This window comes from Pseudomonas sp. 43mfcvi1.1 (assembly GCF_900115935.1).
Classification (GTDB): Bacteria; Pseudomonadota; Gammaproteobacteria; order Pseudomonadales; family Pseudomonadaceae; genus Aquipseudomonas; species Aquipseudomonas bijieensis.
Window position 1 is genome coordinate 325,634 of sequence record NZ_UETT01000007.1, and the last position, 24,189, is coordinate 349,822.

At 62.2% G+C, this 24,189-nt stretch carries 18 protein-coding genes; 6 read left to right on the plus strand and 12 right to left on the minus strand.

The window, feature by feature from the left end; all coding sequences use genetic code 11:
• Positions 1-9: 9 nt before the first annotated feature.
• The 5 genes from DTP52_RS16150 (at position 10) to DTP52_RS16170 (ending at position 4,027) form a co-directional block, all read left to right on the plus strand.
• Complete coding sequence (locus tag DTP52_RS16150; RefSeq protein WP_109754252.1) at positions 10-999, plus strand: YVTN family beta-propeller repeat protein; 990 nt, start codon at positions 10-12, stop codon at positions 997-999.
• On the plus strand, positions 996-1,727 hold the full coding sequence (locus DTP52_RS16155; protein WP_109754253.1) for an ABC transporter ATP-binding protein: 732 nt from the start codon (positions 996-998) through the stop codon (positions 1,725-1,727). The genes DTP52_RS16150 and DTP52_RS16155 overlap by 4 nt, the downstream gene beginning before the upstream one ends.
• The gene (locus DTP52_RS16160; protein WP_109754254.1) at positions 1,724-2,518 is read left to right on the plus strand and encodes an ABC transporter permease; all 795 of its coding nucleotides are present in this window, start codon (positions 1,724-1,726) and stop codon (positions 2,516-2,518) included. The genes DTP52_RS16155 and DTP52_RS16160 overlap by 4 nt, the downstream gene beginning before the upstream one ends.
• A 250-nt stretch (positions 2,519-2,768) precedes the next feature.
• Positions 2,769-3,302, plus strand: a complete 534-nt coding sequence (locus tag DTP52_RS16165) for a PQQ-dependent catabolism-associated CXXCW motif protein (protein ID WP_109754255.1) — start codon at positions 2,769-2,771, stop codon at positions 3,300-3,302.
• 59 nt (positions 3,303-3,361) lie between these two features.
• Positions 3,362-4,027: a response regulator transcription factor gene (locus tag DTP52_RS16170; RefSeq protein WP_053122521.1), complete on the plus strand. Its 666-nt coding sequence runs from the start codon at positions 3,362-3,364 to the stop codon at positions 4,025-4,027.
• 145 nt (positions 4,028-4,172) lie between these two features.
• On the opposite strand, the gene nahK is transcribed toward DTP52_RS16170, so the two are convergent.
• The 9 genes from nahK to DTP52_RS16220 form a co-directional block, all read right to left on the minus strand.
• Positions 4,173-6,815, minus strand: a complete 2,643-nt coding sequence (gene nahK, locus DTP52_RS16175; protein ID WP_109754256.1) for a hybrid sensor histidine kinase/response regulator NahK/ErcS' — start codon at positions 6,813-6,815, stop codon at positions 4,173-4,175.
• Positions 6,745-7,908, minus strand: a complete 1,164-nt coding sequence (gene nosP / locus DTP52_RS16180) for a nitric oxide-sensing protein NosP (RefSeq protein ID WP_109754257.1) — start codon at positions 7,906-7,908, stop codon at positions 6,745-6,747. Before nosP ends, nahK begins: the two co-directional genes overlap by 71 nt.
• A 241-nt stretch (positions 7,909-8,149) precedes the next feature.
• On the minus strand, positions 8,150-8,677 hold the full coding sequence (locus DTP52_RS16185) for a nitrous oxide reductase accessory protein NosL (protein ID WP_109754258.1): 528 nt from the start codon (positions 8,675-8,677) through the stop codon (positions 8,150-8,152).
• A 32-nt stretch (positions 8,678-8,709) separates the two neighbouring features.
• Complete coding sequence (locus DTP52_RS16190; protein ID WP_109754259.1) at positions 8,710-9,540, minus strand: ABC transporter permease; 831 nt, start codon at positions 9,538-9,540, stop codon at positions 8,710-8,712.
• A complete protein-coding gene (locus DTP52_RS16195; RefSeq protein ID WP_109754260.1) occupies positions 9,537-10,454 on the minus strand; it encodes an ABC transporter ATP-binding protein in 918 nt (305 codons plus the stop codon). The genes DTP52_RS16190 and DTP52_RS16195 overlap by 4 nt, the downstream gene beginning before the upstream one ends.
• Positions 10,451-11,764 (minus strand): nitrous oxide reductase family maturation protein NosD, encoded by a 1,314-nt coding sequence (locus tag DTP52_RS16200; RefSeq protein WP_109754261.1) that lies wholly within the window; start codon positions 11,762-11,764, stop codon positions 10,451-10,453. The genes DTP52_RS16195 and DTP52_RS16200 overlap by 4 nt, the downstream gene beginning before the upstream one ends.
• Positions 11,765-11,789: 25 nt before the next feature.
• Positions 11,790-13,709: a TAT-dependent nitrous-oxide reductase gene (gene nosZ / locus DTP52_RS16205; RefSeq protein WP_109754262.1), complete on the minus strand. Its 1,920-nt coding sequence runs from the start codon at positions 13,707-13,709 to the stop codon at positions 11,790-11,792.
• 53 nt (positions 13,710-13,762) lie between these two features.
• Positions 13,763-15,931: a transcriptional regulator NosR gene (gene nosR, locus DTP52_RS16210; RefSeq protein ID WP_256594258.1), complete on the minus strand. Its 2,169-nt coding sequence runs from the start codon at positions 15,929-15,931 to the stop codon at positions 13,763-13,765.
• Between the two features lie 284 nt (positions 15,932-16,215).
• Positions 16,216-17,694, minus strand: a complete 1,479-nt coding sequence (locus DTP52_RS16220) for a hypothetical protein (protein WP_109754264.1) — start codon at positions 17,692-17,694, stop codon at positions 16,216-16,218.
• Positions 17,695-17,889: 195 nt separating this feature from the next.
• Here DTP52_RS16220 and DTP52_RS16225 point away from each other — a divergent pair, with 195 nt between their 5' ends.
• Positions 17,890-20,568: an excinuclease ABC subunit UvrA gene (locus DTP52_RS16225; RefSeq protein ID WP_109754265.1), complete on the plus strand. Its 2,679-nt coding sequence runs from the start codon at positions 17,890-17,892 to the stop codon at positions 20,566-20,568.
• A 187-nt stretch (positions 20,569-20,755) separates the two neighbouring features.
• On the opposite strand, the gene hemN is transcribed toward DTP52_RS16225, so the two are convergent.
• The 3 genes from hemN to DTP52_RS16240 form a co-directional block, all read right to left on the minus strand.
• Complete coding sequence (hemN, locus tag DTP52_RS16230; RefSeq protein ID WP_109754266.1) at positions 20,756-22,144, minus strand: oxygen-independent coproporphyrinogen III oxidase; 1,389 nt, start codon at positions 22,142-22,144, stop codon at positions 20,756-20,758.
• Positions 22,141-23,514, minus strand: a complete 1,374-nt coding sequence (locus DTP52_RS16235) for a coproporphyrinogen III oxidase (protein WP_109754267.1) — start codon at positions 23,512-23,514, stop codon at positions 22,141-22,143. Before DTP52_RS16235 ends, hemN begins: the two co-directional genes overlap by 4 nt.
• A 93-nt stretch (positions 23,515-23,607) precedes the next feature.
• The gene (locus DTP52_RS16240) at positions 23,608-24,051 is read right to left on the minus strand and encodes a CopD family copper resistance protein (protein ID WP_109754268.1); all 444 of its coding nucleotides are present in this window, start codon (positions 24,049-24,051) and stop codon (positions 23,608-23,610) included.
• Positions 24,052-24,189: the final 138 nt, after the last annotated feature.

Here is a 24,189-nt window from a genome sequence, read left to right on the forward strand (position 1 = left end):
GAAACCGCCATGCGTCGCTCCCTGATTTACCCGGCCCGGCTCTGCCAAGCCCTCGCCCTGGGCGCTGCCCTGCTGGCCGCTGGCCCCGCCGCCGCCAGCATCGCCTGGGTCTCCAACGAGAAAGACAACAGCCTGAGCCTGATCGACATGCAAAGCCTGGAAGTCATCGACACCCTACCGGTGGGCCAACGCCCCCGAGGCCTGTTGCTGTCCCATGACAATCGCCTGTTGTACATCTGCGCCAGTGACTCGGACCGGGTCCAGGTGATGGACGTCGCCACCCGCAAAATCATCAAGGAACTGCCCTCCGGCAAAGATCCAGAGCAATTCGCCCTGCACCCCAACGACCGTTGGCTGTATGTGTCCAACGAAGACGATGCGCTGGTGACGGTGATCGACACCCAGACCTCCGAAGTGCTGGGCCAGATCGGCGTGGGTGTCGAGCCCGAAGGCATGGCCGTGAGCCCTGACGGCAAGTGGGCGGTCAACACCAGTGAAACCACCAACATGCTGCACTGGATCGACACCAGCACCCAGACCCTGGCCGACAACACCCTGGTGGACCAGCGGCCGCGCTTCGTCGAATTCAATCGCGACGGTACGCAGCTCTGGGCCTCGGCGGAGATCGGCGGCACGTTGACCGTGCTCGATGTGGCTACGCGTAAAATCCTCAAGACCCTGACGTTCCAGATCAAAGGCGTGCACCCGGACAAGGTCCAGCCGGTGGGCATCAAGCTCAGTGCCGACGGCAAACTGGCGTTCGTCGCGCTGGGCCCGGCCAACCATGTGGCGGTGATCGATGCCAAGACCTTCGAAGTGCTGGATTACCTGCTGGTGGGCCGCCGAGTCTGGCAACTGGCGTTTACCCCGGACCAGAAGCAACTGTTGGCGACAAACGGCGTCAGCGGTGACGTCTCGGTCATCGATGTGGAGAGCCGCAAGGTCCTCAAGTCGGTGAAAGTCGGGCGCTACCCTTGGGGCGTGGTGGTTACGCCATGAACGCCCTGGAAGTCAGCGACCTGAGCTTTGCCTATGGCGCACGCGAAGCCCTCAAACAGATGAGTTTCAGTCTGCCCGCCGGACGTTTCGCCGCGCTGCTGGGACCCAACGGGGCCGGCAAGTCGACGCTGATCGCCCTGCTCACCCGGCTGTATGACTTACAGCACGGCGACATCCGCGTTGGCGGCCACTCCTTGCAAAAGTCACCACGACCGGCCTTGCGCCAGCTGGGCGTAGTGTTCCAACAGAGCACCCTGGACCTGGACCTGAGCATTGAACAGAACCTGCGCTATCACCTGGCGCTGCACGGCTTTTCGCGACGCCAGGGCGCCGTCCGCATCGACGCCGAACTGACCCGCCAGCACCTGACCGAGCGGCGCCACGAGCGGGTGCGCGACCTCAACGGCGGCCATCGACGCCGGGTGGAAATCGCCCGCGCCCTGCTCCATGAACCGCGCCTGTTGCTGCTCGACGAACCCAGCGTCGGCCTCGATCCGGCCAGCCGCCTCGCCCTGGGCCTGCACATCCGGCAACTGTGCAGCGAGCAAGGCATCAGCGTGCTCTGGACCACTCACCTGCTGGACGAAGTGCAGCCCAGCGACGACCTGTTGATCGTGCATCAAGGCCGCCTGGTCGCCAGTGGCCGCGCCGATGCCGTGAGCCTGGAACACGGCGGCAGCCTCGGCTCAGCCTTCACACTCTTGACCGCCAAGGGAGTCCACCCATGAGCGCGTACTGGTATTGTTTCAGCGGCATCGTGACGCGCGAATGGCTGCGCTTCGTGCTGCAACGCACACGGCTGCTCAGCGCCCTGGTGCGGCCACTGCTGTGGCTGCTGGTGTTCGCCGCCGGCTTTCGCGCGGCCCTGGGCATCGCCATCATCGCGCCCTACGACACCTACATCCCCTACGAGGTGTACATCGTGCCGGGGCTGGCCTGCATGATCCTGTTGTTCAACGGCATGCAGGGTTCGCTGTCGATGGTCTATGACCGGGAAATGGGCAGCATGCGCGTCCTGCTCACCAGCCCCCTGCCCCGGGCTTTCCTGTTGGCAAGCAAGTTACTGGCGACCTCGTTGATCTCGCTGTTGCAGGTCTATGCCTTCCTCGCCATCGCCTGGTTGTACGGCATCCAGCCACCGACCATGGGCCTGCTGCTGGCCCTGCCGGCCTTGCTGCTGGTGGCCCTGATGCTCAGCGCCCTGGGCTTGCTGCTGTCCAATGCCATCCGGCAACTGGAGAATTTTGCCGGGGTGATGAATTTCGTGATTTTCCCGCTGTTCTTCCTGTCTTCGGCGCTGTACCCGCTGTGGAAAATGCAGGAAGCCAGCCCGTGGCTGTACTGGCTCTGCGCAGTCAGCCCGTTCACCCATGGCGTGGAATTGGTGCGGTTTGCCCTGTATGAGCGGTTCAACCTGCTGGCGATGGTGGTGTGCGTGGGGTTGACCCTGGTGTTCGCGCTGCTGGCGGTGTGGACGTTCAATCCGCAGCATGCGGCGTTGCGCAAGGCCGGCAGCTAACGCCTCGTTGTACAGTCTGTGGGAGCAAAGCTTGCTCGCGATGGCGGCGGTTCATCCAGAATTGATGTTGACTGGCACACCGTTATCGCGAGCAAGCTTTGCTCCCACAGGGTTCGGTGCATGTTCTCCATGTCGCGCGGGTCTTTAACACTCAAATTACTACTTTAGTACCGGTTTTCCTGTCTATGGTCGCATTCACAAGACCTCGACCCTGGCATGTAATGGGCGCATAACAAAAAGGATAAATCCTATGCCCCGTTTGCTGGCGATCCTCCTGCTGGGCCTGGCGCTGAATGTCGCGCAGGCCGATACCGCGCTGTTTTCAGCACAGGGCTATCGCATCGCCCAATACCGCAGCCCGACGCCCGCCACCGTCGACGGCGCCCAGACCCTCGACACCCAGGCCCTGCAACGCCTGCTTGGCCAAGCCTCCCCCCCGATCCTGATCGACGTCTATCGCCGTCCCTGGGTCCAGGGACGTTTCATCGACAGCGAACCCCATGCCAACCTCCCCGGCAGCCTGTGGCTGGCCAATACCGGTGACGGCGATCTCGACCCCACCTGGCAGGCCTACTTCAGCCATCACCTGCGCACGGCCACCGGCGGGCGGCTGGATCTACCGCTGGTCTTTTATTGCCGCGCCGATTGCTGGCTGAGCTGGAACGCGGTAAAACGCGCCGCTGCCATGGGCTATAAGCATTTGTATTGGTACCGCGATGGCCTCGATGCCTGGGAGGCGGCCAACCTGCCCTTGCAAGCGGCCCGGCCCGAACCCTTTCCATGATCATGCAAAAAGTGCGTGCAACTGCCCTGCCCCACACGACAATAACGAGGTGAATGGCCATGTATAAAATCCTGATAGCCGACGATCACCCACTGTTTCGCGAAGCCATCCACAACGTCATCAGCGACGGTTTTCCTGGCAGCGAGGTCATGGAGACCGCCGACCTGGACAGTGCCCTGGCATTGACTGCCGAGCACGACGACCTGGACCTGATCCTGCTGGACCTGAACATGCCCGGCATGCACGGGCTCAATGGCCTGATCAACCTGCGCAACGAGGCACCTACCATTCCCGTGGTGATCGTCTCCGCCGAGCAGGACAAGCAGGTGGTGCTGCAGGCCATCACCTATGGCGCGGTGGGCTTCATCACCAAATCCTCGCCACGCTCGCAGATGACCGACGCCATCGAGCAGATCCTCAACGGCAACGTGTACCTGCCGCCCGACATCATTCGCACGCAAAAAAGCCCGATGGGCCGGCGCCTGAACGAAACCCCCGCGTTCCCGCCGGAACTGCTCCAGGCCCTGACCCGCAAGCAACTGCTGGTACTCGAACGCATGACCAAGGGCGAGTCGAACAAACAGATCGCCTACACCCTGGACATCGCCGAAACCACGGTCAAGGCCCACGTCTCGGCGATCCTGCGCAAGCTCAATGTGCACAACCGGGTGCAGGCGATCCTCAGTGCCGGGGATATTGATTTCGGGGCTTATCTGCGGCGTTGAGGCGCACAACCCTGTGGCGAGGGAGCTTGCTCCCGCTGGGGCGCGAAGCGGCCCTAAACCCTGACAACTCGATATGCCAGACAGACCCTGGGGGCTGCTTCGCAGCCCAGCGGGAGCAAGCTCCCTCGCCACAACAGTGTTCGGCTCAATGGCCCTGGATCTGGCCCAACAGATGACTCATCGCAATCTTCAGCTTCATCGGCCGCACCGGCTTGTGCATCAAGGTGTGCCCGCGCTCGCGGATCTGCTGCTTGAGCTCGTTGCTGTAGTTGGCGGTGATCATCATCGCCGGGATCGGTGAACCCCGGCGGGCGTTGATCCGGGCCACGGCATCGACGCCGTTCTGATCGTGGTCCAGATGATAATCGGCGATCAGCAGGTCGACCTCGGCATGGTAGTTGTCCACCTGCCGCGCCAGGTCTTGCTCTGACAGCGCGGTCACCACCCGACACCCCCAACCTTCCAGCAAGGTGCGCATACCGGCGCAGATCGCCGCATCGTTATCCAGCACCCAGACCCGCGCTCCGCGCAGTCGCTCGAGCATCGGCTCGCTCATGTCCAGGCATGGCAACGGCTTGGGCGCAGTGGCGCTCAAAGGTACTTCGACGGCGAACATCGAGCCCTTGCCCGGCCAGGAGCGCACCTGGATCCGGTGCCCGAGGATCCCGGCGATCTTCTCGACGATCGCCAGGCCCAGGCCCAACCCACGGTCCTGATTCGGCCGCTGTACGTCGCCGCGCTTGAACTCCTGGAATATTTCCTCCAGACGGTCTTCGGCAATACCGATGCCGCTGTCCCAGACCTGGATCGAAACACTCTGGCGATGCCGCCGGCAGCCCAGCACGACACGGCCGCTGGGGGTATAGCGAATGGCATTGGTCAGCAAATTGCGCAGGATCCGCGCGAGCAATTGCATGTCGCTGCGCACCAACACTGAACAGCCGACATAGTGCAGCGCCAGCCCTTCGCTACGGGCGACCTGGACATACTCGGCGGCGAGGTTATCGAGCAACTCGCTGAGGCCGAACGGTGCGACATCGGCCTTGATCACCCCGGCGTCCAGCTTGGATATGTCCACCAGGGTGCCCAACAGATTCTCCACGTCCTGCAGCGAATTGCTGACGTTGCGCACCAGCTGCGTGTTGGCCACCGGCTCGCGGCGCTCCAGCAGCGCACTGGTGAACAACCGGGCGGCGTTGAGCGGTTGCAGCAGGTCATGGCTGACCGCGGCGAGGAACTTGGTCTTCGACAGGTTGGCCTGCTCGGCCTCGCGCTTGGCCTCGCGCAGGCGCAATTCCACACGGCTGCGCTCGTCGATCTCGCGCAACAACTGGTCGTTGAGGGTGGTCAGTTCGGCGGTGCGCTCCTGGACCCGCTGTTCCAGGTTCTGATAGGCCTGGTGCAGCGCTTCGGCGGTGCGGCGGCGTTCGGTGATATCGCGGATCAGCACGAAGATCCCCACCACTTCGCCGTTGGCCAAGCGATTCGGTACATAGGAGCGCAGCATGTAGCGCTCCTGGTTGTTGATGTTGGTCTCGGCGAATTCGAACGTCACGCTCTCGCCCGCCAAGGCCCGGGCCACGTAGGCTTCCAGGCGCTGGTAATGCTGTTCGCTGTGGGCTTCGCGCAGGCTCTGACCAAGCATCACGCCACGGGGCCAGCAATACCACTGCTCGTAGACCTTGTTGGTGAATTCGTAGACCAGGTCGGCATTGAGATAGGCGATCAGCGCCGGCACATGGTCGGTGATCAGGCGAATCCAGCGCTCGCTTTCGCTCAGGGCCTCGGCGTGCTGGTAGCGCTCGGTGATGTCGGTAAAGGTGTTGACGTAGCCGCCGGTAGGCAGTGGATGCGTGCGGACCTCCAGGACCCGGCCATCGGACAGGCGCTGCTCACATTCGTGGATCAGCCGGCCGTTACTGTCGCGGCTGGCCGGGGTCAGCAGTTGCAGTTCGCTGTCGGCGATCACTTCGTTGAACGGCCGATGAGCCGCCACCGGGGCCAGGCCGCTGAGTTCGAGGAAGCGCCGGTTCCACAGCTCCAGCACACCCTGGGCGTTGACCATCGCCACGCCCTGGGACAGGTTGTCCACCGCCCGCTGCAACAAGTGGGACTTCTGCGCGATGGCCTGCTCGCGGCGCACGGTTTCACTGAGCTTGACGTCGGTGATGTCGGTGAACAGGATCACCCGTCCACCTTCCTGGGTCGGCCGCTCGCTGACTTGCAGCCATCGCCCATTTTGCAAGCGATACAGCACATGCTCATCGGCCTGGCCGCGGGGTTCTTCGCTGAACAGCCCGTTGGCGGTCATCAGGCGCTTGACCTCGGACAGACGCATGCCAGCGATGATGCGCACCCGGCTGTTGGCCCAGAAGGCCTTGAAACGGCTGTTGAACAGGACAATGCGTTGCTGCTCGTCGAACAGCACAAACGCGTCGGAGATGCTTTCGATCGCATCGATCAAGTGCCGATGAGCCGTTTCCGCCCGCAGCCGCGCCTCGCCCAACAAGTGATTGCCGGCCTTGAGCTCGGCCATGGCCTGGTTCAGGGCATCGGTGCGCTCGCGCACCTGTTCGGCCAGCACCACCGAGTGCTGGAACGCCGCATAGGGGTCGTTGCCTCGGGTTACGCCGGACTCCACCCGCTCGATCAGCGCCTCGTTGATGCGTCGCAACTTGCGGTTTTCATGCTGCAGGGTGGCGAGCTGGGCCTGCAGCTCAGCGATGTCCGGGGACGCGATGTCGGGCAATGGCAACTCCGGTGAACGTCTGGTTGATATGCATGCCATTGAACTGTTCTCCATAGGTGTTGAACCCCATCACCCGTTGTTCGCGCAGGAATTGGCCGATCTGCTCCAGGCCGCCGCGATCTTCCAGCTCCAGGCGCCGGAGGAAGCAATCGCAGCCGATGGTCAGCAGCAAGTCGCCGAGGCGCGCCTGCAAGCCGTCGAACAGGCTTTGCAGGTTGTGCAGCAACGGGCCGGGGGTCATCGCAGTGAGGACGATGCCGTTCTCCACCGCGCAGTAGAAACTCAGGCTCAGGTCCGGGTGCACCTGCTGGATCGCCCGTACGTAGTACTGGTCGTTGATGCGCACCGCCAGTGGATGGGCGGCGAAGACCCGGTAGTCGAGTGCACTCACTGGCACGCCGATATGCCGGGCGTATTCTTCGGCAGCGGGTTCGGCGTTGAGCTCATAGACCCGTCGCGAGGTACTGTCGGCGCCAGTCACCACCAACTTCTCTTGCCGGGGCAGGATGTGATGGGTGGTGAACACTTCGAACTCCAGCCAGGTGTTGATCAGCAACACCACGGCCGCGCCGCTGTGGAACTGGCCTTCGAAGTACACATGGGTGTGGGTCAGGTAGTTGTCATCACCGGCCGAACCACCGAAATGCGGGATGTCCCCCAGCGCGGCGCTCAACGCCGCCAGTACCATTTCCTCGCGACTGGACAGGCCATCGAGCAGGGTCAAGGCGAAACTGTGGCCCTTGATCGGCGCCAAGGCATTGCTGCGGCAACCGCTCGCCAGGCGCTCGACCATTTGCTGGGCGTCGATCAGGCTGAAGTGCTCCATTTCGCCGATCAGCTCGGCGGCAATGGAAAAGTGCCGATGATCGAACCCCACCGCCGTCACGCAATTGCGGCCGTAACCCTGGGTGGTGATTTCACCGGCGCTGGTACAGCCCACCAGGCGAATCCCGCCGAAACTCTGGGACAACGCCTGGCCGAGGGCCGGCAAGTCGTATTCGGCGGAACAGAAAAACAGCACGAAACCCAGGTACGGGTGCAACAACTGCCGCGCCAACTCCTGGGCCACCTGCTGGACGTCCGTGGCCTGGGACATGGCGCTCACCACACCTTCGCTCTGGGCCTGCTGCATCTTCGCCTCCGGCGGGTGCGTGATAGGAGCCCTGAGTGTACGAAGCCGCGCCGGGTCGACGAATGCTACTTGGGTAGCGGGTGGACGCTTCCATGGGATGAGATTACTCCCGCTATGTGGGAGCAAGGCTTGCCCGCGATAGAGGCGATGCGGTCTGGCAGAATCGAGGCGCCTCTATCGCGAGCAAGCTTTGCTCCCACAAGCGTCCTTGCCACAAGAGCCGTTCGGTGTGCAGACAATATCAGTGGCTCATCGGCGACATGGCCGTGGCCTGCCCCAACAGTTTCTGGTCGATGTCTTCCAGGCGCAACACCTGACCGCCGGTATCGCTGGCGAGTTTCTGTGCCGCCTGGGGGTCGGAGAACGAGGCCAGTACGACGCCCATGGCGCCTTTGAGCCCGCTACCGATGACGAAGTAGGCAGTCCGGGCGTCGATCAGGTGAGCGTCATCCGGCGTATTCCAATGGCTGCGGCCCATGTCGTGGACATACAGCTTGACGTCGGCCCGATGGTTTTCCGGTTGCAACCACCAGCCCAGCATCTCTGCCGGCGAGCAGAATTTCTTCACGCCATCGGTCCCGACTGCCGCGCCCTTGGGGCCGGGAAAGTCGGTGATGACCATGCCGCACACATGGCACTCATCGCTGGGATGAAACGCCAGCGTCGCCTCACTGGTCGCCGGTGGCTCGGCCTTGCCGCAAGCCGCCAGCGCCAGACACATCAATAATCCGGCCATGAGGCGGCCCGTCTTGAAGTACACCCTGTTCATCGTTGCATGCTCCCTTGATCAAGTTTAGAAATTCACGGGCACCGGCGATTGAACAACCGATAGGCCAGCCACAACGGAACCGCCATCCACAGGCCCAGGCACAGCCAGAGCAAAGGCCCCGACACCGGCAAGTCGCTGCCCAGGGTCAGCACCGCGGCGCCACTGGACGCGGCATCGAACCCGGACAGGTTGATCAGCCGATACACGTCGGTAGGGTTGAACAGCAGCAGCCATGGCAACAGCTCCGGGCTGAACCGCCCCTCGCTCAGCACCAGCAACGCCAGCAAGGCCAGGTCGAACACCAGCACGAAGAAAAACCAGACCCCCAGGGCCAATCCGGCCGCGGTGGATTTTTCTGCCGACAAGCTGCTCAGCACGTAGGCCAACCCGAGGAAAACCCAGCCCAGCAGTGTGCTGGACACCATGAATCGACCGAAGGCCCAGAGCAGCAGGCTCAGTTGGACATCGTCCACCAACAGGGCGATGGCGAGCATCGCGCAGCCGAATCCGATAAAGGTGGCCAGGGCCAGGATCAGGCCGTGACCGACAAACTTGCCCAGCAACAGTTGGCCGCGCCCCAACGGGTAGGTCAGCAACAGCAGCAAGGTGCCGCTCTCGTCCTCGCCGACAATCGCGTCATAGGCCAGCAGCAAGGCAATCAAAGGCATCAGGAAGGTCGCCAGGCTGGACAGGCTGGCCACCGTGGCGGGCACCGAGGTAAACCCCAGTTGACCGGACGCCGCCGCACCGAGCCAGGCGATGCCGATCGCCAGCACCGCGAACAACAGGCTGATCGCCAACAACCAGCGATTGCGCAAGCCATCGCTGAATTCCTTGCGGGCCATGTTCCAGACCGGATTCATAGGCTGGCCTCCTCGGCTGCGGCACGGACCATGTAATGCCGGTACAAATCCTCCAGGGACGGCGGCTTGATCTCGACGTCCGTCGGGTCATCCTGGGCCAGTAGTTGGCGCAGCAATTTAAGTTTGCTGCCATCCGGCGCCGACACCTGCACCCCTTCGGCGCCCCAACCTTGGGTGGCATGCCCTTCGCTGCGCCAATGCTGACGAAGCCAGTCGGCCCGGGACAGGCCCGAGGCGCGGATCAGCGTCGGCAGCCCCGCGTCCTCGCGCAACCGGGCCAGGCTGCCCAGGGCCAACAGGCGTCCTCGGGTGAGGATCGCGGCGCGGTTGATGTGCGCTTCCACGCCTGGCAAGACGTGAGAACACAGAATGATGCTGGTGCCCTGCCAGCGCAGGCGGTCGAGCAATTGATAGAGGTCCTGGGTGGCGATGGGGTCCAGCCCCACGGTCGGCTCGTCCAGCAGCAACAGGCGCGGCTGGCCAAGCAGTGCCTGGGCCAGGCCGAGGCGTTGGCGCATGCCCTTGGAATAGGTGCTCACCCGCCGCCGGGCCGCGTCCGCCAGGCCGACTTCTTCGAGCAAACGCGCCACCTGCTCCGGTGCGGCGCCTTTGAGCCGGGCAAAATGATGCAAGGTTTCCAGCCCACTCAACTGCGGATAGAACATGACGTTCTCGGGCAGATAACCGAGCATCTGCCGCACGCTCGGGTCGCTGGGCGCGCGCCCGAAGACACGCACCTCGCCCTCGCTGGCCCGCAGCAAACCGAGGATCAACTTCATGGTCGTGGTCTTGCCCGCACCGTTGTGCCCGAACAGGCCGAGCACCTCGCCCTGGGCCAGGTTCAAGTCCAGCCCGCGCAGCACCGTGACATCGCCATAGCGCTGACTGACACCTTCGATCTCGACGACGTTCAAGACGCGTCCTCCTCAGCACTGTTGCGTTGCGGGGGCTGGACAGGCGTTTCCATCAGCGGATGACTGTCCATCACCCCGGGAGATTTCATCACCGGGAAGGCTCGCTGCACCCAGCGCAGCAGTTCGATTCCCGGACTGTTCATCAACAACCGCACCTGGGGATACAGCCACAGCAGGCGGTCGACGTTGTCGTTGGGTTCATAGGCCACGTCACCCAGGCCGTCGCTATTGCGATCCCAGCCCAGGTAATCGCTCCAGTAATTGCCGCGCCCATCCGCCGACCATTCCTGCAACCGCGTGGCAACGTACTTGACCTGGCGTTGGTTGTGGACGAAGGCATTGCCGGCGATGCGGTTGTCCTCCGAGCCGGCCGTGAGGTGGATGCCCACGGCGCTGCGCTCGAAATGATTGCCTTCGATGCGGTTGAACAACGAGTTGTAAATGAACAGGGCCTTGCCCTCGGCGCCAGTGATCATGGTGTCGCCGGTAGACCCGTCGCGCACATCGGTGACGAAGTTGTCGCGCAGGGTCGAATAGGTGATGTAGTTCATCAGGATCCCGTAGTTCTGATCCTGTTCGGAGCGATTGCCGATGACCGTCAGCTGGCGGCTTTGCATCAACGCATAGCCAGTGCGGGTACGCCGGGTGACGTTGTCCAGCAGGCGATTATCGTTGGCAAACATGTAATGCACGCCGTAGCGCAAGTCCTCCAGGGTATTGCCCTGGAGCAGGTTGCCGCTGGAGGTGTCGATGTAGATGCCGTCACGGGTTTCGCGCACCTGGTTACCGATGACCCGGGCACCGTGCACCGCATACAAATGGATGCCGTTGCCACGGTCCTGGGAACGCAGGTTGGGGTCGCCCTGGATACGGTTGTCGATCAGGCTGACATCGCGGGTGCCATCGACCCAGATACCAAAGCCCTGGCCCTGCATCCGGTTTCCACGAACCACGGTCCCTTGGGCGACCGGTTGGATGAAAACAGCCGCATTCATGGCCGTCAGGTCGTGGCCCCAGTCCAGGAACGTACATCCCTGGATTCGCACGTTCGGGGCGCGAATGATCAACCCATTTCCCTCACCCTGGCCTTGGAATACCGCATCCGACGCACACGTGAGGGTCATGGGCTGGTCAATGCTGAACGAGCCCCGGTACTGGCCCGCAGGCAGGCGCCATTGTTGGTCACCCTCGGCCTGCAAAGGCAAATCGGTGATCGGCTGCGGCGCTCCGAACGCGCCGCCCGACAGCAGGCAGAACACCAGGGCAATGACCGGTCGACAAACGTTTGGATACTTCATATTCCCGGTCATTGCGCCTGTCTCCCTAGTGAATGACTCAGGCCTTTTCAACCAGCATGCGCCCGACCATTTCCATGTGCAGGGCGTGGCAGAACCAGCTGCAGTAGTACCAGTGCAAGCCGGCCTTGTCGGCGGTGAAGGTGATGGATGAGGTCTGTTGCGGGCTGATCTCCATGCTCGCGCCGTGGTTGGTCATGACAAAGCCGTGGGACACGTCTTCGATCTGGTCGATGTTGGTGATGGTCACCGTCACCTCATTGCCTTGCTTGACGGTGAACTCCGTCAGGCCATAGGCCGGCGCCATCGAGGTCATGTACACCCGCACCTTGTTACCGTCGCGGATGACTTTGTTGTCGGTTTCCAGGTTGATGCCGTCTTTCTTCGCCCGGGCAACCGTGTCGGCGAAGAACGGATCGTTGCGGTTCCAGATTTTCTGGGTCTTGATCTGGTCGCGCCGCGCGAGAATGCAGTCATGCGGTTCGGCGAACGCCGGGCCATCGTGCACCAGCTTCATTTCCTCACCGGAAATGTCGATCAGTTGATCGTTCTCCGGATGCAATGGGCCGGTTGGCAGGAAGCGGTCCTTCGAGAATTTGCACAACACCACCAGCCATTTGCCGTCTGCCTCGCTGGTTTCGGTGAGGGACGCATGGTTGTGGCCGGGCTGGTATTGGACGTCGAGCTTCTGCTTGATGTAATTGACCTTCTCGCCCTTGTAGGCGCGGATGGCCTCGTCCATGTTCCACTTCACCACCTGGCTGTCGATGAACAAGGTCGTGTAGGCATTGCCGCGCCCGTCGAACGTGGTGTGCAGCGGCCCCAGGCCCAGTTCCGGCTCGGCGACGATCACTTCGCGTGGGTCCTTGAAGCGGTCGGCGAACAAATCGTCCAAGCGGTCGATGGCGATCATCGAGACGGTGGGCGACAGCTTGCCGTTGGCGATGAAATATTTGCCGTCCGACGAGGTATTGAGTCCGTGGGGGTTCTTCGGCACCGGGATGTAGCGGGTGAACTCGGAGTCCTTGCCATCGGTTTTGCGGCCATCGACCACCGGCACCTTGGAACCGTCCAGGTTGATGAATTTGCCGGCTTTGATCGCCGCCTCGATACGCGGGATGTTGAACACCACCACCCAGTCGCGCTCGTTGCGCATCATGCCGCCCAGATCGTAGGCTTTCTCGGAGTTGTAGCAGGTGCTGGCGGCGTATTTGCCAGTGTAGTCAGCGTCGGAGTTGTCCAGGTTGCCGTCGACGATCACCTGGAACGCCATCTCCATTTTCTCGGCATCGATGGCGTTGAACATCGTGAAGCTGTTCTTGTCTTGCAGGTCGAAGGTATGGCCGTCGTTGGGGTGCGGGATCACGAACTCAGCGTTGGCGAATACGTATTTGGTGTACGGCACTTTTTGCAGGCGCAGGCCGTGGATCGCCTGCACGTTGGGCACGGTGAGGATCTTGTCGCACTTCATGATGTCCAGGCGGATGCGCGCGACGCGGGAGTTGGCCTTGTCGTTGATGAACAGGTACTTGCCGTCGTACTTGCCGTCGGTCATGGAGATGTGCGGGTGGTGGCAATCGCCGTTCTGGTATTTGGCGCTGTCGCCCAGGATGCGCTTGCTTTCGTTGGTCAGGCCCCAACCGGTGGCCGAGTCGACGTTGAACACCGGGATGCGCATCAGCTCACGCATCGATGGCACACCCAACACCCGCACCTCGCCCTGGTGGCCGCCGCTCCAGAAACCGTAGTATTCGTCCAGCTCCCCAGGCCCGACGTGGATCTTGGATTTGGCCTCCTTGGCCGCCGCAGCCCAGGACTCACGGGTGAACGTCCCGGCCCCCAGCGCCGTTGCGCCGGCCAGTACCGCACCCGTTACCGCACCCGTGCCGAGAAAACTGCGCCGACTGACCCCCCTGGGCTCTTCCGCCGCGCCAGGGGTTTGGTTTTTTTTATCGCTCATGCTGTGTGCTCCATGAAGAATGAAACGGTCAAGGGACAGGCCATTGGGGTGCCTCAAGGCGCCGGGTTCACCTGCACCACGGGAATCAGTTGCGGATCGGTCACGGTCGCCTTGCCGCGCTTCTTGCGCTTGTTGATCAGCGGCGGGCATTTGTTTTCGTTGTGCCAGGTCATCTGGCAGTCGAGGCAGTAATGGCATTCGTTGGCGTTGATCCGGCCATCGGGATGAATCGCCTGGATCTCGCATTCCTTGGCGCACAGTTGGCAGGGGTTGCCACATTCCTTGCGACGCTTGAGCCAGTCGAACAGCCGTAGCCGGGTCGGCATCGCCAGGGCTGCGCCCAGTGGGCAGACGTAACGGCAATAGACCTTGCGGGTAAACAGGTTGATCACCAGCAGGCCCACTGCGTAGGCCACGAACCACCACTGGCGGTCAAACCTGAGGGTGATGGCGGTCTTGAAGGGCTCGACTTCGGCCAGCCGTTCGGCGGTGGCCATGGACTCCAGCGAAACGCCAAACAGCACCAGCAAAATGATGTACTTGATCGCCCACAGCCGCTCATGAACGGCGAATGGCAACTCGTATTGCGGCACCTTGAGCTTGCGCGCCAACTCGTTGATCAGCTCCTGCAACGCGCCGAACGGACACAGCCAGCCGCAGAACACTCCGCGTCCCCAGAGCAGAATGCTGCCGGCGGTGAACACCCAGAGAATGAAGATCAGCGGATCGGTGAGGAACAGCTCCCAGCGAAAGCCCTCGAACAAGGCATGGACGAACGTCAGCACGTTGACCACCGACAGTTGCGCCAAGACGTAGCCGCCAAGGAACACCACGGTGAAGACCAGGTAACCGCGACGCACCCAATGCAACAGTGTTGGCCGCCGGGCCAGTGAATCCTGGAAAAACAGGACTGCCGTCAGCACCAGCAGGGCGATGCCAAGGACAGTGATTTCGACACCTTTCTGATACCAGAGCGTCAGCCACATCGGCCGGCTGGCTTCTTCGGCGGCCGCCAGTTGCTCAGCGGTCGGCAATGGCCGCTCCAGGTACGGCTCGGGCAGTTGGTAGGCCAGCTCGAAGCTGCTGAAGATGCCACTGACCGGCCCGGTCTGGCGGCGTATCAGCAGCTCCAGGCTCCAGGGCGAGCCGGGATCGAAGCGGTGGGACGCGCGGACGATGAAAATCGCCATTTCATCGAACTCAGGCATGTCCTCGACGGCCACGTCATCCAGGCGCTGGAAGTCCATGTCGCGAAAGCTGATGACATCGCCGAACTGGCGCAACAGCACCCGGTCGAAAATGCCGCCGCGCACATAACCCGAGCCCTTGAAGGAATAGCGCCCGCTGCCCATCACGGCAATGGCTTGTTCACCCGGCTTGAGCTCGCTCATCAGCGCGCGGTATTGCGTCTCGCCCAACAGATTGCGGCCGATGGTGGGCGGGTTCAGATGTGTGACGTAAAGGTCGATAAAGGTATCGTCGGCCTGTTCGGCGCTGGCGACTTCGACCTGTTCGGCCTCGGTGCCTTTGAAGGTGGCGTCCACTTGACCGCGAGTCAGGTGCAGGCGCCGTACAGCGCCGTTGCCGGTCAGGGTCTTCCAGTCGGCAGGCTCGTAGATATCCTCGCGCACACGGGCTGGCGCCACGGCCAACCCGGCATCGCCCTTGACCAGGCCCAGGGACACCGCGACATCATGGGCGGCACGCATGATGACCTCGTTGACCACCATCGCCGTGACGGTGGCCCCCGCAATGGCATCCACCGTCACGGCATTCGGGTCGCTGGAATGCCCCACCACCACCCGCTGGTTGACCTTGATGCCGCTGTAGCGCGCGCTGAATGCATGGAGTTTTTCTTCGGCGATGCCAATCAGCAGAATCGGCTCATGGTGTTCGAGTACATAGGCATCGAGAATCACACCGGCCGGATCGAGGACCACCTGGACATTGATTGGCTTGCCTGAATAGGCGGGAATGTCCACCACGTCCAGGCTTTGGAACACATAACCCAGGACCTTGCCGGCAGCGGACAGCTTGCGCACCTTGAACCGCCCTTCGGGCTCGGAGATCGAGTCGGTCTGCTTCAGGACATGGTGGATGCGCTGTTGCTGGATGTCGCCGTAGTCCTTGGCCTGGGCCAGGCCCGCGAATAAAAACAGGAGGGTGAACAGTGCGCGGAGCCAGAAACGGGATGGGTGCTGCATCACGAAAAGAGGGGTCATGGACGCCAGGTCTTAAAGACAGGATCTTGGCGATCATCGTAGGGTCCGCCCCCCTTATCGGCCCTTGATTGAAATCAACTTGGGAAAAACTTAACCCCTACTCACAAATAACCTGTGGCGAGGGGATTTATCCCCGCTGGGCTGCGAAGCAGCCCCAAAGTCCTTCCCCGCAGTGTGCCAGATTGAATCTGATCAGCCTCATAGGGGCTGCTTCGCAACCCTGCGGGAATAAATCCCCTCGCCACAAGTTGATGTCAATTCAAATAACAGCGCTCGGTCCAACCTCAGCGCAACCCATAGGAGTAGATGCGCCCGTCATTATTGTCGTACCAGTTGCCTTTGGCCCAGATCACGCGGTCCTGCGCGGGTTGAAAGCCCAGAATGCCCAGGTAGCCATCGATGTCGAGGCGTTGCCAGGAGCGGCCCCAATCCCTGGAATAGAACACTCCGTCGGCGGAGATGTTCGCGTCCGACCACCAGTAGAGCCAGCGCGGTGGGTGGTGTTCGCTGCTGGTGTTGATCAACAAGGTGTCACGGCCCACCCAAAAATTGCCACCGCGCAATCTACTGTCCGATGCCAATGGCGCAAACACACTGGGCAGGTCGCTCAAGGGTGTCCAGGTCAGCGCGGTGGTGTCCAGTTCGGCGACGACGTCCTGCCCGTGGTCCCCCTGGTCAATCAGCCCGATCACCCGCCCGGCATCGTTCTGTATCAGCTTGCCCACAAACAGGTTGTCATCACGCTGCACGTCCACCACCTGCCACTGCCCTGCCTTGGCGTGCAACCGGGCTCGCGTGGTGACGTTGAACGCAATGTTGTCGCTGACACCATCTGGATGGCTGCCCCAGAAGCGTTGAGACACCCAGATAAACGCGTGCTGGGCGTCCAACTGCAGGACATTGGTCTGGGTTTCCCCATGTTCGCCTGCGTTTGTCTGCCACTCAGTGACGTCGGGACGTTTGTTGTGCAGGTATTCGGTCGATACCAGCAGCGACTCGGGGGCCATTATCGGGGTGCTGTTCGCACCGCGATCGGCAGAGTAAAAGACACCCGTGGAGATCGCGCCTGGCGTCCCTTGCATGCTCCCCTCGTCCGGTGCGCTCGGTCGCCCCAAGACCCAGACTTCATTCGACCCATGGAAATAGGGGGCCAGGTTCCACGCCAACTGATCGGCCTCGGGGAACCAGCCTTTGGTCAACCAGGTCCAGCGCCGGCCTTGGTCATCGCTGCGAAGGACCACGGTCTGGCGGATCTCATCGGTGTTCGCAGTTTCAGGCCGATCAAGGCCCGTGAGCAGGAACACGCTGCCCCCATCCGGACTGGCCACCAGGCAGGCGGCACCGCTGACATGCGCTACCAGTTGAAATTGCCCGTGGGCATCCAGGCGGGAAATGAAAGAGGTTTCCTTGTCGCCGCGAGAGAACAAACCGGCAAAGGCCCCGGACTCTTCCGACTCCTTGTTCTCATCCGCCTTGCCATAGACCACCACATCCAGGTTCACGACGTCAGCGGCCGGCTCGAGCGCTTGCGCGTCGCTCTCCAGGCGCGCCACCAGCCAGGTTCCCTGCGCAGTCACCGTTACCCCCGTGCAATACTGGGTCATTGCTCGCAACCGAGTATCCTTCACCGCGCCCACTTGCTGCTGGTCAGGGCTGTCGCCACCCCACTCCAGCTTGGCGCTGGCAATCATCCACATGTACCACAGCGCGGCGCCGGCCAGCAGTGCGACAAACAGAGTCGTGAGCAGTTTTGATCGAGGCATGGGGAGGTCCGTATCCATGGGAAAACTGCAAAGCTTTTCTCATCTCTTTTGTCCGGAGTAAATTTTTATCGCACGAGAACGGACGAACCCGGTCGCATAATTGTCAACGCTGTGACTCAGGTTCCATTCTCCCCCGTGACGCCATTTCACCTGAACGCCAAGACGCCCCAAGCAGACGCCCACAAGGAACGCCCCATGCCCTCACGCTCCGGCCCCGCCCCCATCGCTTCATTGCCTGAAACCACCGGCTTCGTCCGGGTACGTGGCGCCCGCGAACACAACCTCAAGAATGTCGACGTGGACATCCCCCGCGATGCCTTGGTGGTGTTCACCGGCGTGTCGGGCTCTGGCAAATCGTCGCTGGCCTTTTCCACGCTCTATGCCGAAGCCCAGCGTCGCTATTTCGAGTCCGTTGCGCCCTACGCGCGGCGCCTGATCGACCAGGTGGGCGTGCCGGACGTGGACAGCATCGAGGGCCTGCCCCCGGCAGTCGCCTTGCAGCAACAGCGCGGCACACCCAGCGCGCGCTCATCGGTGGGCAGCGTCACCACCCTGTCGAGCCTGATCCGCATGCTCTACTCCCGCGCCGGCAGCTATCCTGCCAACCAACCGATGCTCTACGCCGAGGACTTTTCACCCAACACGCCCCAGGGTGCCTGCCAGGAATGCCACGGCCTGGGTCGAGTCTATGAAGTGACTGAAGCGTCCATGGTGCCGGACCCGTCGCTGACCATCCGTGAGCGCGCCGTGGCCGCCTGGCCCATGGCCTGGCAGGGCCAGAACCTGCGGGACATCCTGGTGACCCTCGGTTATGACGTCGACATACCCTGGCGCGACCTGCCGAAAAAACAAAGGGACTGGATTCTCTTCACCGAAGAAACCCCTACCGTTCCCGTATACGCCGGACTCACTCCGGCCCAGACCCGCGCCGCCCTCAAGCGCAAGCTCGAACCCAGTTACCAGGGCACGTTCAGCGGCGCCCGACGCTATCTGCTGCACACTTTCATGCACTCGCAAAGCGCCCAGATGCGCAAACGCGTGGCGCAATACATGCGCGCCAGCCCCTGCCCCGTGTGCGAGGGCAAGCGCCTCAAACGCCAGGCACTGACCGTGACCTTTGCCGGCCTGGACATCGCCGAACTGTCGCACCTGCCGTTGCTGGAATTGGCCGAGGTGCTCAAGGGTGTCTTGGCGCCCGACTACCTTGAACAGGCCGAAGAAACGGGGGACGTCCTCAGCCACCGGCAAACCCGAGAGGCCCGTGAACAACGCGCCGCCAGGGGCGAGAGCCCGCACGCGGGCGGGCCCGACGCCCGTCATACCCCCAACCTTTCCCTGGAGAAGCGCCTGGCCGCCCAACGCATCGCCGCCGAGCTGCTGGAACGCATCGTCACCCTGATCGACCTGGGCCTCGGTTACCTGGCCCTGGAGCGCAGCACACCGACGCTGTCCTCCGGCGAGCTGCAACGCCTGCGCCTGGCGACCCAGCTCAATTCCCAGTTGTTCGGCGTGATCTACGTGCTGGACGAACCCTCTGCCGGCCTGCACCCGGCCGACAGCGAAGCGCTGTTTGGCGCCCTGCAACGCCTCAAGGCAGCCGGTAACTCCGTGTTTGTGGTCGAGCACGACCTCGATACCATGCGCCGCGCCGACTGGCTCATCGACGTCGGCCCGGACGCCGGCGAACAAGGCGGGAAAGTGCTCTACAGCGGTCCGCCGGCGGGTCTTGGACAAGTGCCTGAATCACGAACCCGCGCCTACCTCTTTGACGAAGAGCAGGCGGCGGCGCGTAGCCCACGGACACCCAGGGATTGGTTGCGCCTGGAAGGCATCACCCGCAACAACCTCGACAACCTGAGCGCGGCCTTTCCCTTGGGCTGCTTCACTGCCGTGACCGGTATTTCTGGCTCGGGCAAATCCAGCCTCGTCAGCCAGGCCCTGCTGGACCTGGTCGGCACCCATCTGGGCCAGCCCGGCCCCAACGTCGAATCCGACGAGCAAAGCCTGGAAGACGAACCGGTGCAAACCAGCGCCGGGCGCGTTGTCGCCGGGCTCGATACGGTCAAGCGGCTGGTTCAGGTGGACCAGAAACCCATCGGCCGCACGCCGCGCTCCAACCTCGCCACCTACACCGGTTTGTTCGACCACGTGCGCAAACTGTTCGCCGCGACAGAGCAGGCGCGGGAATTGGGATTCGATGCCGGGCGGTTTTCCTTCAACGTCGCCAAGGGCCGTTGCGAGACCTGCGAAGGTGAAGGCTTCGTCAGTGTCGAATTGCTGTTCATGCCCAGCGTGTACGCCCCCTGCCCCACCTGCCATGGTGCGCGTTACAACCCGCAGACCCTGGCGGTGAGCTGGCAGGGCCTGGACATTTCCCAGGTACTACAGCTGACCGTAAACCAGGCACTCGAAGTATTTGCCGAGCAAGCAGCGGCCAGGCGCTCATTGCAAGTGTTGCAGGATATCGGGCTGGGCTACCTGCGCCTGGGCCAACCAGCCACGGAACTGTCCGGCGGCGAAGCCCAGCGGATCAAGCTGGCAACAGAACTGCAGCGCAAGGCCCGGGGCGCGACCTTGTATGTGTTGGATGAGCCAACCAACGGGCTGCATCCCCAGGACGTGGATCGCTTGCTGGTGCAGTTGAATCGCCTGGTGGATGAAGGCCACACGGTGGTGGTCGTGGAACACGACATGCGCGTCGTGGCGCAGAGCGACTGGGTCATCGATATCGGCCCGGGCGCGGGATCCCAAGGTGGGAGCGTCGTGGCCTGCGGGGCTCCAGGGAAAGTCGCGGCCTGTCGAGAAAGCCGGACAGCGCCATTCCTGAAAAGGGCTCTGCAGCCCGGGGAACCGAAACGAAATCGTTCTCGATAGAGGAAATGAGTCACTTGTGGCGAGGGGATTTAGCGAAACGTCGCACCGCCCCGCTGGGATGCGCAACAGTCCCGAGACCTGACGTCGCAGTGTGTCAGGTTCATGCAATCAGCATTCTTGGGGCTGCTTCGCAGCCCGACGGGGATAAATCCCCTCGCCACAGGTATATCAGCCCGCCGCGCCCACCTCAGACCGTGCGCGAATACTGAACCGTCTGGTCCGCCCCCAGGTATGCGTCGAAGGCCATGGCCACGTTGCGCATCATCAACTGCCCTTGGGGCAGCAACACCAACTCGTCGTCGCGAAGGTCCAGCAGGCTATCGCGCACCAGCTCCTGGAGCCGGTCCAGGGTGTCGCCGAAGTACTCGGTGAACCGAATGCCGTGGGCGCTCTCGATGGCGCCGAAATCGATGCGCCCGTGACACATCAGTTCGCTAATGACCTCGCGCCGCAGCCGATCATCGTCGCTCAAGCGGTAGCCGCGCTGCACCGGTAGCATGCCTTGATCCAGGCGGGCGTAATACTGGGAGAGCTCCTTGACGTTCTGGCTGTAGCTGTCGCCCACCTTGCCGATCGAGGACACCCCCAGGCCAATCAGGTCGCAGTCGGCGTGGGTGGAATAACCCTGGAAATTGCGTTGCAGGCTGCCCTGGGCCCGGGCGCGTACCAATTCGTCATCCGGCAAGGCGAAGTGGTCCATGCCAATGTAGACATAGCCAGCTTCGGTCAGGCGATTGATGGTCAGCTCCAACAACTCCAACTTGCGCTCTGGCGGTGGCATGTCTTCGGGACGGATCATTCGTTGCGCCCGCACCCGTTGCGGCAGGTGGGCGTAGCTGTAGGCCGCGATCCGGTCCGGACGCAGGGCGATGATCTTGCTCAAGGTGACATCGAAACTGGCGATGGTCTGCAATGGCAGGCCATAGATCAGATCGACACTGACCGACTTGAAGCGCGCCAGGCGCGCCGCCTCCACCAACTCGACGACCTGGGCTTCGCTTTGCACCCGATTGACGGCGATTTGCACCTGGGCATCGAAATCCTGGACGCCGAAGCTCAGGCGGTTGAACCCCAACTGGCGCAGGCCCTGGATCTGTTGCGCATCGATGGTCCGGGGATCGACCTCGATGGAAAACTCATGGGCGTCACTGTCGTCCATGTCGAACGACTGGTGCAGGCAGTCCATCAGGTCGGCCAGTTGCTCATGGGTCAGGTAAGTCGGCGTACCCCCGCCCAGATGCAGCTGGGTCAGTTTGCGCGAGCGGTCGAACAAAGCCGCCTGCAGGGCGATTTCACGCTTGAGGTAGGTCAGGTATTCGGCGGCGCGATGAGTCTTGCGCGTGATGATTTTGTTGCACGCACAGTAGTAGCAGAGGCTCTGGCAGAACGGGATATGGATGTACACCGACAACGGCTTGGGCAATGGCGCCTGGTTACTGCGCTGGGCAGCCTGGCGGTACTCATCCATGGCAAAGGCCTGGTGGAACTGTGGGGCCGTCGGATAGGAGGTATAGCGCGGCCCCGGGCGGTCGTATTTCTCTACCAGGGCACGATTGAAACCGGATGCAGCATTCATGATGGGTTCAACTTTTCAAAAGAGTGTGGGCTTGCGTCAACCGGTCCTGAGTCGAACAGATTGCAGATCGCATCCACGTTCAAGCGCCCGGCGGGCAGGATGCCGATAAACCGGTTCGACAGTTCGATCAATCCCTGGTCATGCAACGCTTCCAGCTGCGGCCAGACGGAGGCGAAATGCTCGCGAAACACCAGGCCGAAACGCGCCTCGATGGCCAGGATATCCAGCTCCAGGTCACAGGACAGTTGCTCGGTCACGCTCGCCTTGACCTGATCCTGCGCTTCACAGCGCCAACCACGACAGACCGGCAATTGCCCGGCATCCAACTGCTGACAATAGTGAAGAAGGTCGTCGGTGTTCTGCACGTACAGGTGCTCGATCTGAGTAATAGCGGCCAAGCCGAAGCCCACGTGATCACAGCAACCATGACGGGTGAAACCCTGGCAATTGCGATGCAGGCGTCCATGCTCCTGGGCCACCGCCAGGTCATCGTCGGCCCTAACGAACTGACCCAGGCCAATGTAGTGGTAACCGGCACCGATCAGTTGTTCGCAACAGATGCGGCGCATGGCGTCTTTGTCGGCGGGGCTGCAAAAGACATCGGCGGCACCGGCGGTCTTCGAGCGATAACGATAAGGCGCGTGAGCATAGTCGAAGACGTGCAGCCGGTCAGGCTCCAGCTCGATCAGGGTCGCCAGTTTCAGGGCGAAGCTGTTGGGGGTCTGCCAGGCGTGGCCGTAACCCAAGTCGATGTTGATGGAGCGAAAACCAAACGTGCGCGCCGCATCGATCAACGAATGGATCGGTGCCGGGTTCTGGTAGCAATCGACCGACAGATCGCTGTCCAGGCCGATGTCGGGCACGCCAATGCTGACGTGGGTGAAACCCTGGTCACGGATCAGGCCCATGGTCGACCAGTCCGTGTGGTGCAGGTCCACCTCGATGCTGTGATCGCCGCCATCGTATTCACTGAAATCGAAACGCTTGCGCAGGTCACTCATCAGCTTCTGCAAATGAGCGATCACCGGCGTACCACCGGTCAGGCAAAACTGTTCAACGCGCCGCCCTGCGCCCAGGTGGCAACCGACCAAGCCCATTTCATAGGTCAGGCGTTGCAGATAACCCTCGATCTCGCCGCACCGGCAATCGCTGGCAAGGGGCGAACACGACGCCAGCCGCAAGCGCGAAGGCAGGTGCACCGCCAGAGACAAGGGCCGTCGTTTCTGGCGACTGCTGCGTAACCCTCGAAGCAGGTCGAGTGAACCGATGCCTGCGTGGAATCTATGCGTACCGATCGGACAATCGAAATCAGCCACCACAGGGGCACGTCCCGACGGTCGCTCACCGAGGGTATGGAACGGGTCGAACATGACAATCTCCGAGTGGCTGTACGCAAGCAGTTTGCGGGGTAACCCACCGGGCCACCTTGACCTGTATCAAGCGCCCTGGAACCACGCCAGCGCTTACCAGGTGACGTAGAACATGGCTTTTGCCAGCAGCACGATCGCGACCATATGCAGGAACACACTGGCATGGATGATGTGCACGTAGCGGGCGTTCATGCGCCCGCTCCTGAACAGCCACATGGCCCAGAGGAAATGCCCCAGCACACTGCCCGCCAAGAGGATTTTCAGCCCCAGCAGCAAACCGAAGGATGACTGCATCGGTGACGACAGCAGCGGCCAATACCGCAGCCAGACCATGCCAATGCCTGCACCGAACAGCACCAGCAGCACCCACGGCATCAATTGCCGGGCACGCAGGCTGATGCCTTGCTCCAGCAACACCATGACCTTGGCCGGCAGTTGCTTGCGAATGCTCTCGAGGAACAGGACTTCGAAGAAAACCGTGCCGATGAAAACCAGCGCGGCAAACAGGTGCAAGGTCAGAAACAGCGGATAACTCATGAGCTTCCTCGGTCGCCCTCTTCATCGGGGCGATGGTTTATTCAAGGTTATCGCCCGGCCCCCGAAGTGGGGTTGATGCCAATCAAGGAAACCGTCTGTGGGAGCGAGCCTGCTCGCGATAGCGGTGTATCAGCCAAC

Excerpts from the sequence above, each read along its gene's own strand:
- DTP52_RS16155 (WP_109754253.1), top strand. The coding sequence starts at position 996 with ATGAACGCCCTGGAAGTCAGCGACCTGAGCTTTGCCTATGGCGCACGC.
- DTP52_RS16225 (WP_109754265.1), top strand. The coding sequence starts at position 17,890 with ATGCCCTCACGCTCCGGCCCCGCCCCCATCGCTTCATTGCCTGAAACC.
- hemN (WP_109754266.1), bottom strand. The coding sequence starts at position 22,144 with ATGAATGCTGCATCCGGTTTCAATCGTGCCCTGGTAGAGAAATACGAC.
- DTP52_RS16220 (WP_109754264.1), bottom strand. The coding sequence starts at position 17,694 with ATGCCTCGATCAAAACTGCTCACGACTCTGTTTGTCGCACTGCTGGCC.
- DTP52_RS16150 (WP_109754252.1), top strand. The coding sequence starts at position 10 with ATGCGTCGCTCCCTGATTTACCCGGCCCGGCTCTGCCAAGCCCTCGCC.
- nosZ (WP_109754262.1), bottom strand. The coding sequence starts at position 13,709 with ATGAGCGATAAAAAAAACCAAACCCCTGGCGCGGCGGAAGAGCCCAGG.
- DTP52_RS16235 (WP_109754267.1), bottom strand. The coding sequence starts at position 23,514 with ATGTTCGACCCGTTCCATACCCTCGGTGAGCGACCGTCGGGACGTGCC.
- nahK (WP_109754256.1), bottom strand. The coding sequence starts at position 6,815 with ATGGCATGCATATCAACCAGACGTTCACCGGAGTTGCCATTGCCCGAC.
- DTP52_RS16190 (WP_109754259.1), bottom strand. The coding sequence starts at position 9,540 with ATGAATCCGGTCTGGAACATGGCCCGCAAGGAATTCAGCGATGGCTTG.
- DTP52_RS16165 (WP_109754255.1), top strand. The coding sequence starts at position 2,769 with ATGCCCCGTTTGCTGGCGATCCTCCTGCTGGGCCTGGCGCTGAATGTC.
- DTP52_RS16200 (WP_109754261.1), bottom strand. The coding sequence starts at position 11,764 with ATGACCGGGAATATGAAGTATCCAAACGTTTGTCGACCGGTCATTGCC.
- DTP52_RS16170 (WP_053122521.1), top strand. The coding sequence starts at position 3,362 with ATGTATAAAATCCTGATAGCCGACGATCACCCACTGTTTCGCGAAGCC.
- nosP (WP_109754257.1), bottom strand. The coding sequence starts at position 7,908 with ATGCAGCAGGCCCAGAGCGAAGGTGTGGTGAGCGCCATGTCCCAGGCC.
- nosR (WP_256594258.1), bottom strand. The coding sequence starts at position 15,931 with ATGACCCCTCTTTTCGTGATGCAGCACCCATCCCGTTTCTGGCTCCGC.
- DTP52_RS16240 (WP_109754268.1), bottom strand. The coding sequence starts at position 24,051 with ATGAGTTATCCGCTGTTTCTGACCTTGCACCTGTTTGCCGCGCTGGTT.
- DTP52_RS16185 (WP_109754258.1), bottom strand. The coding sequence starts at position 8,677 with ATGAACAGGGTGTACTTCAAGACGGGCCGCCTCATGGCCGGATTATTG.
- DTP52_RS16160 (WP_109754254.1), top strand. The coding sequence starts at position 1,724 with ATGAGCGCGTACTGGTATTGTTTCAGCGGCATCGTGACGCGCGAATGG.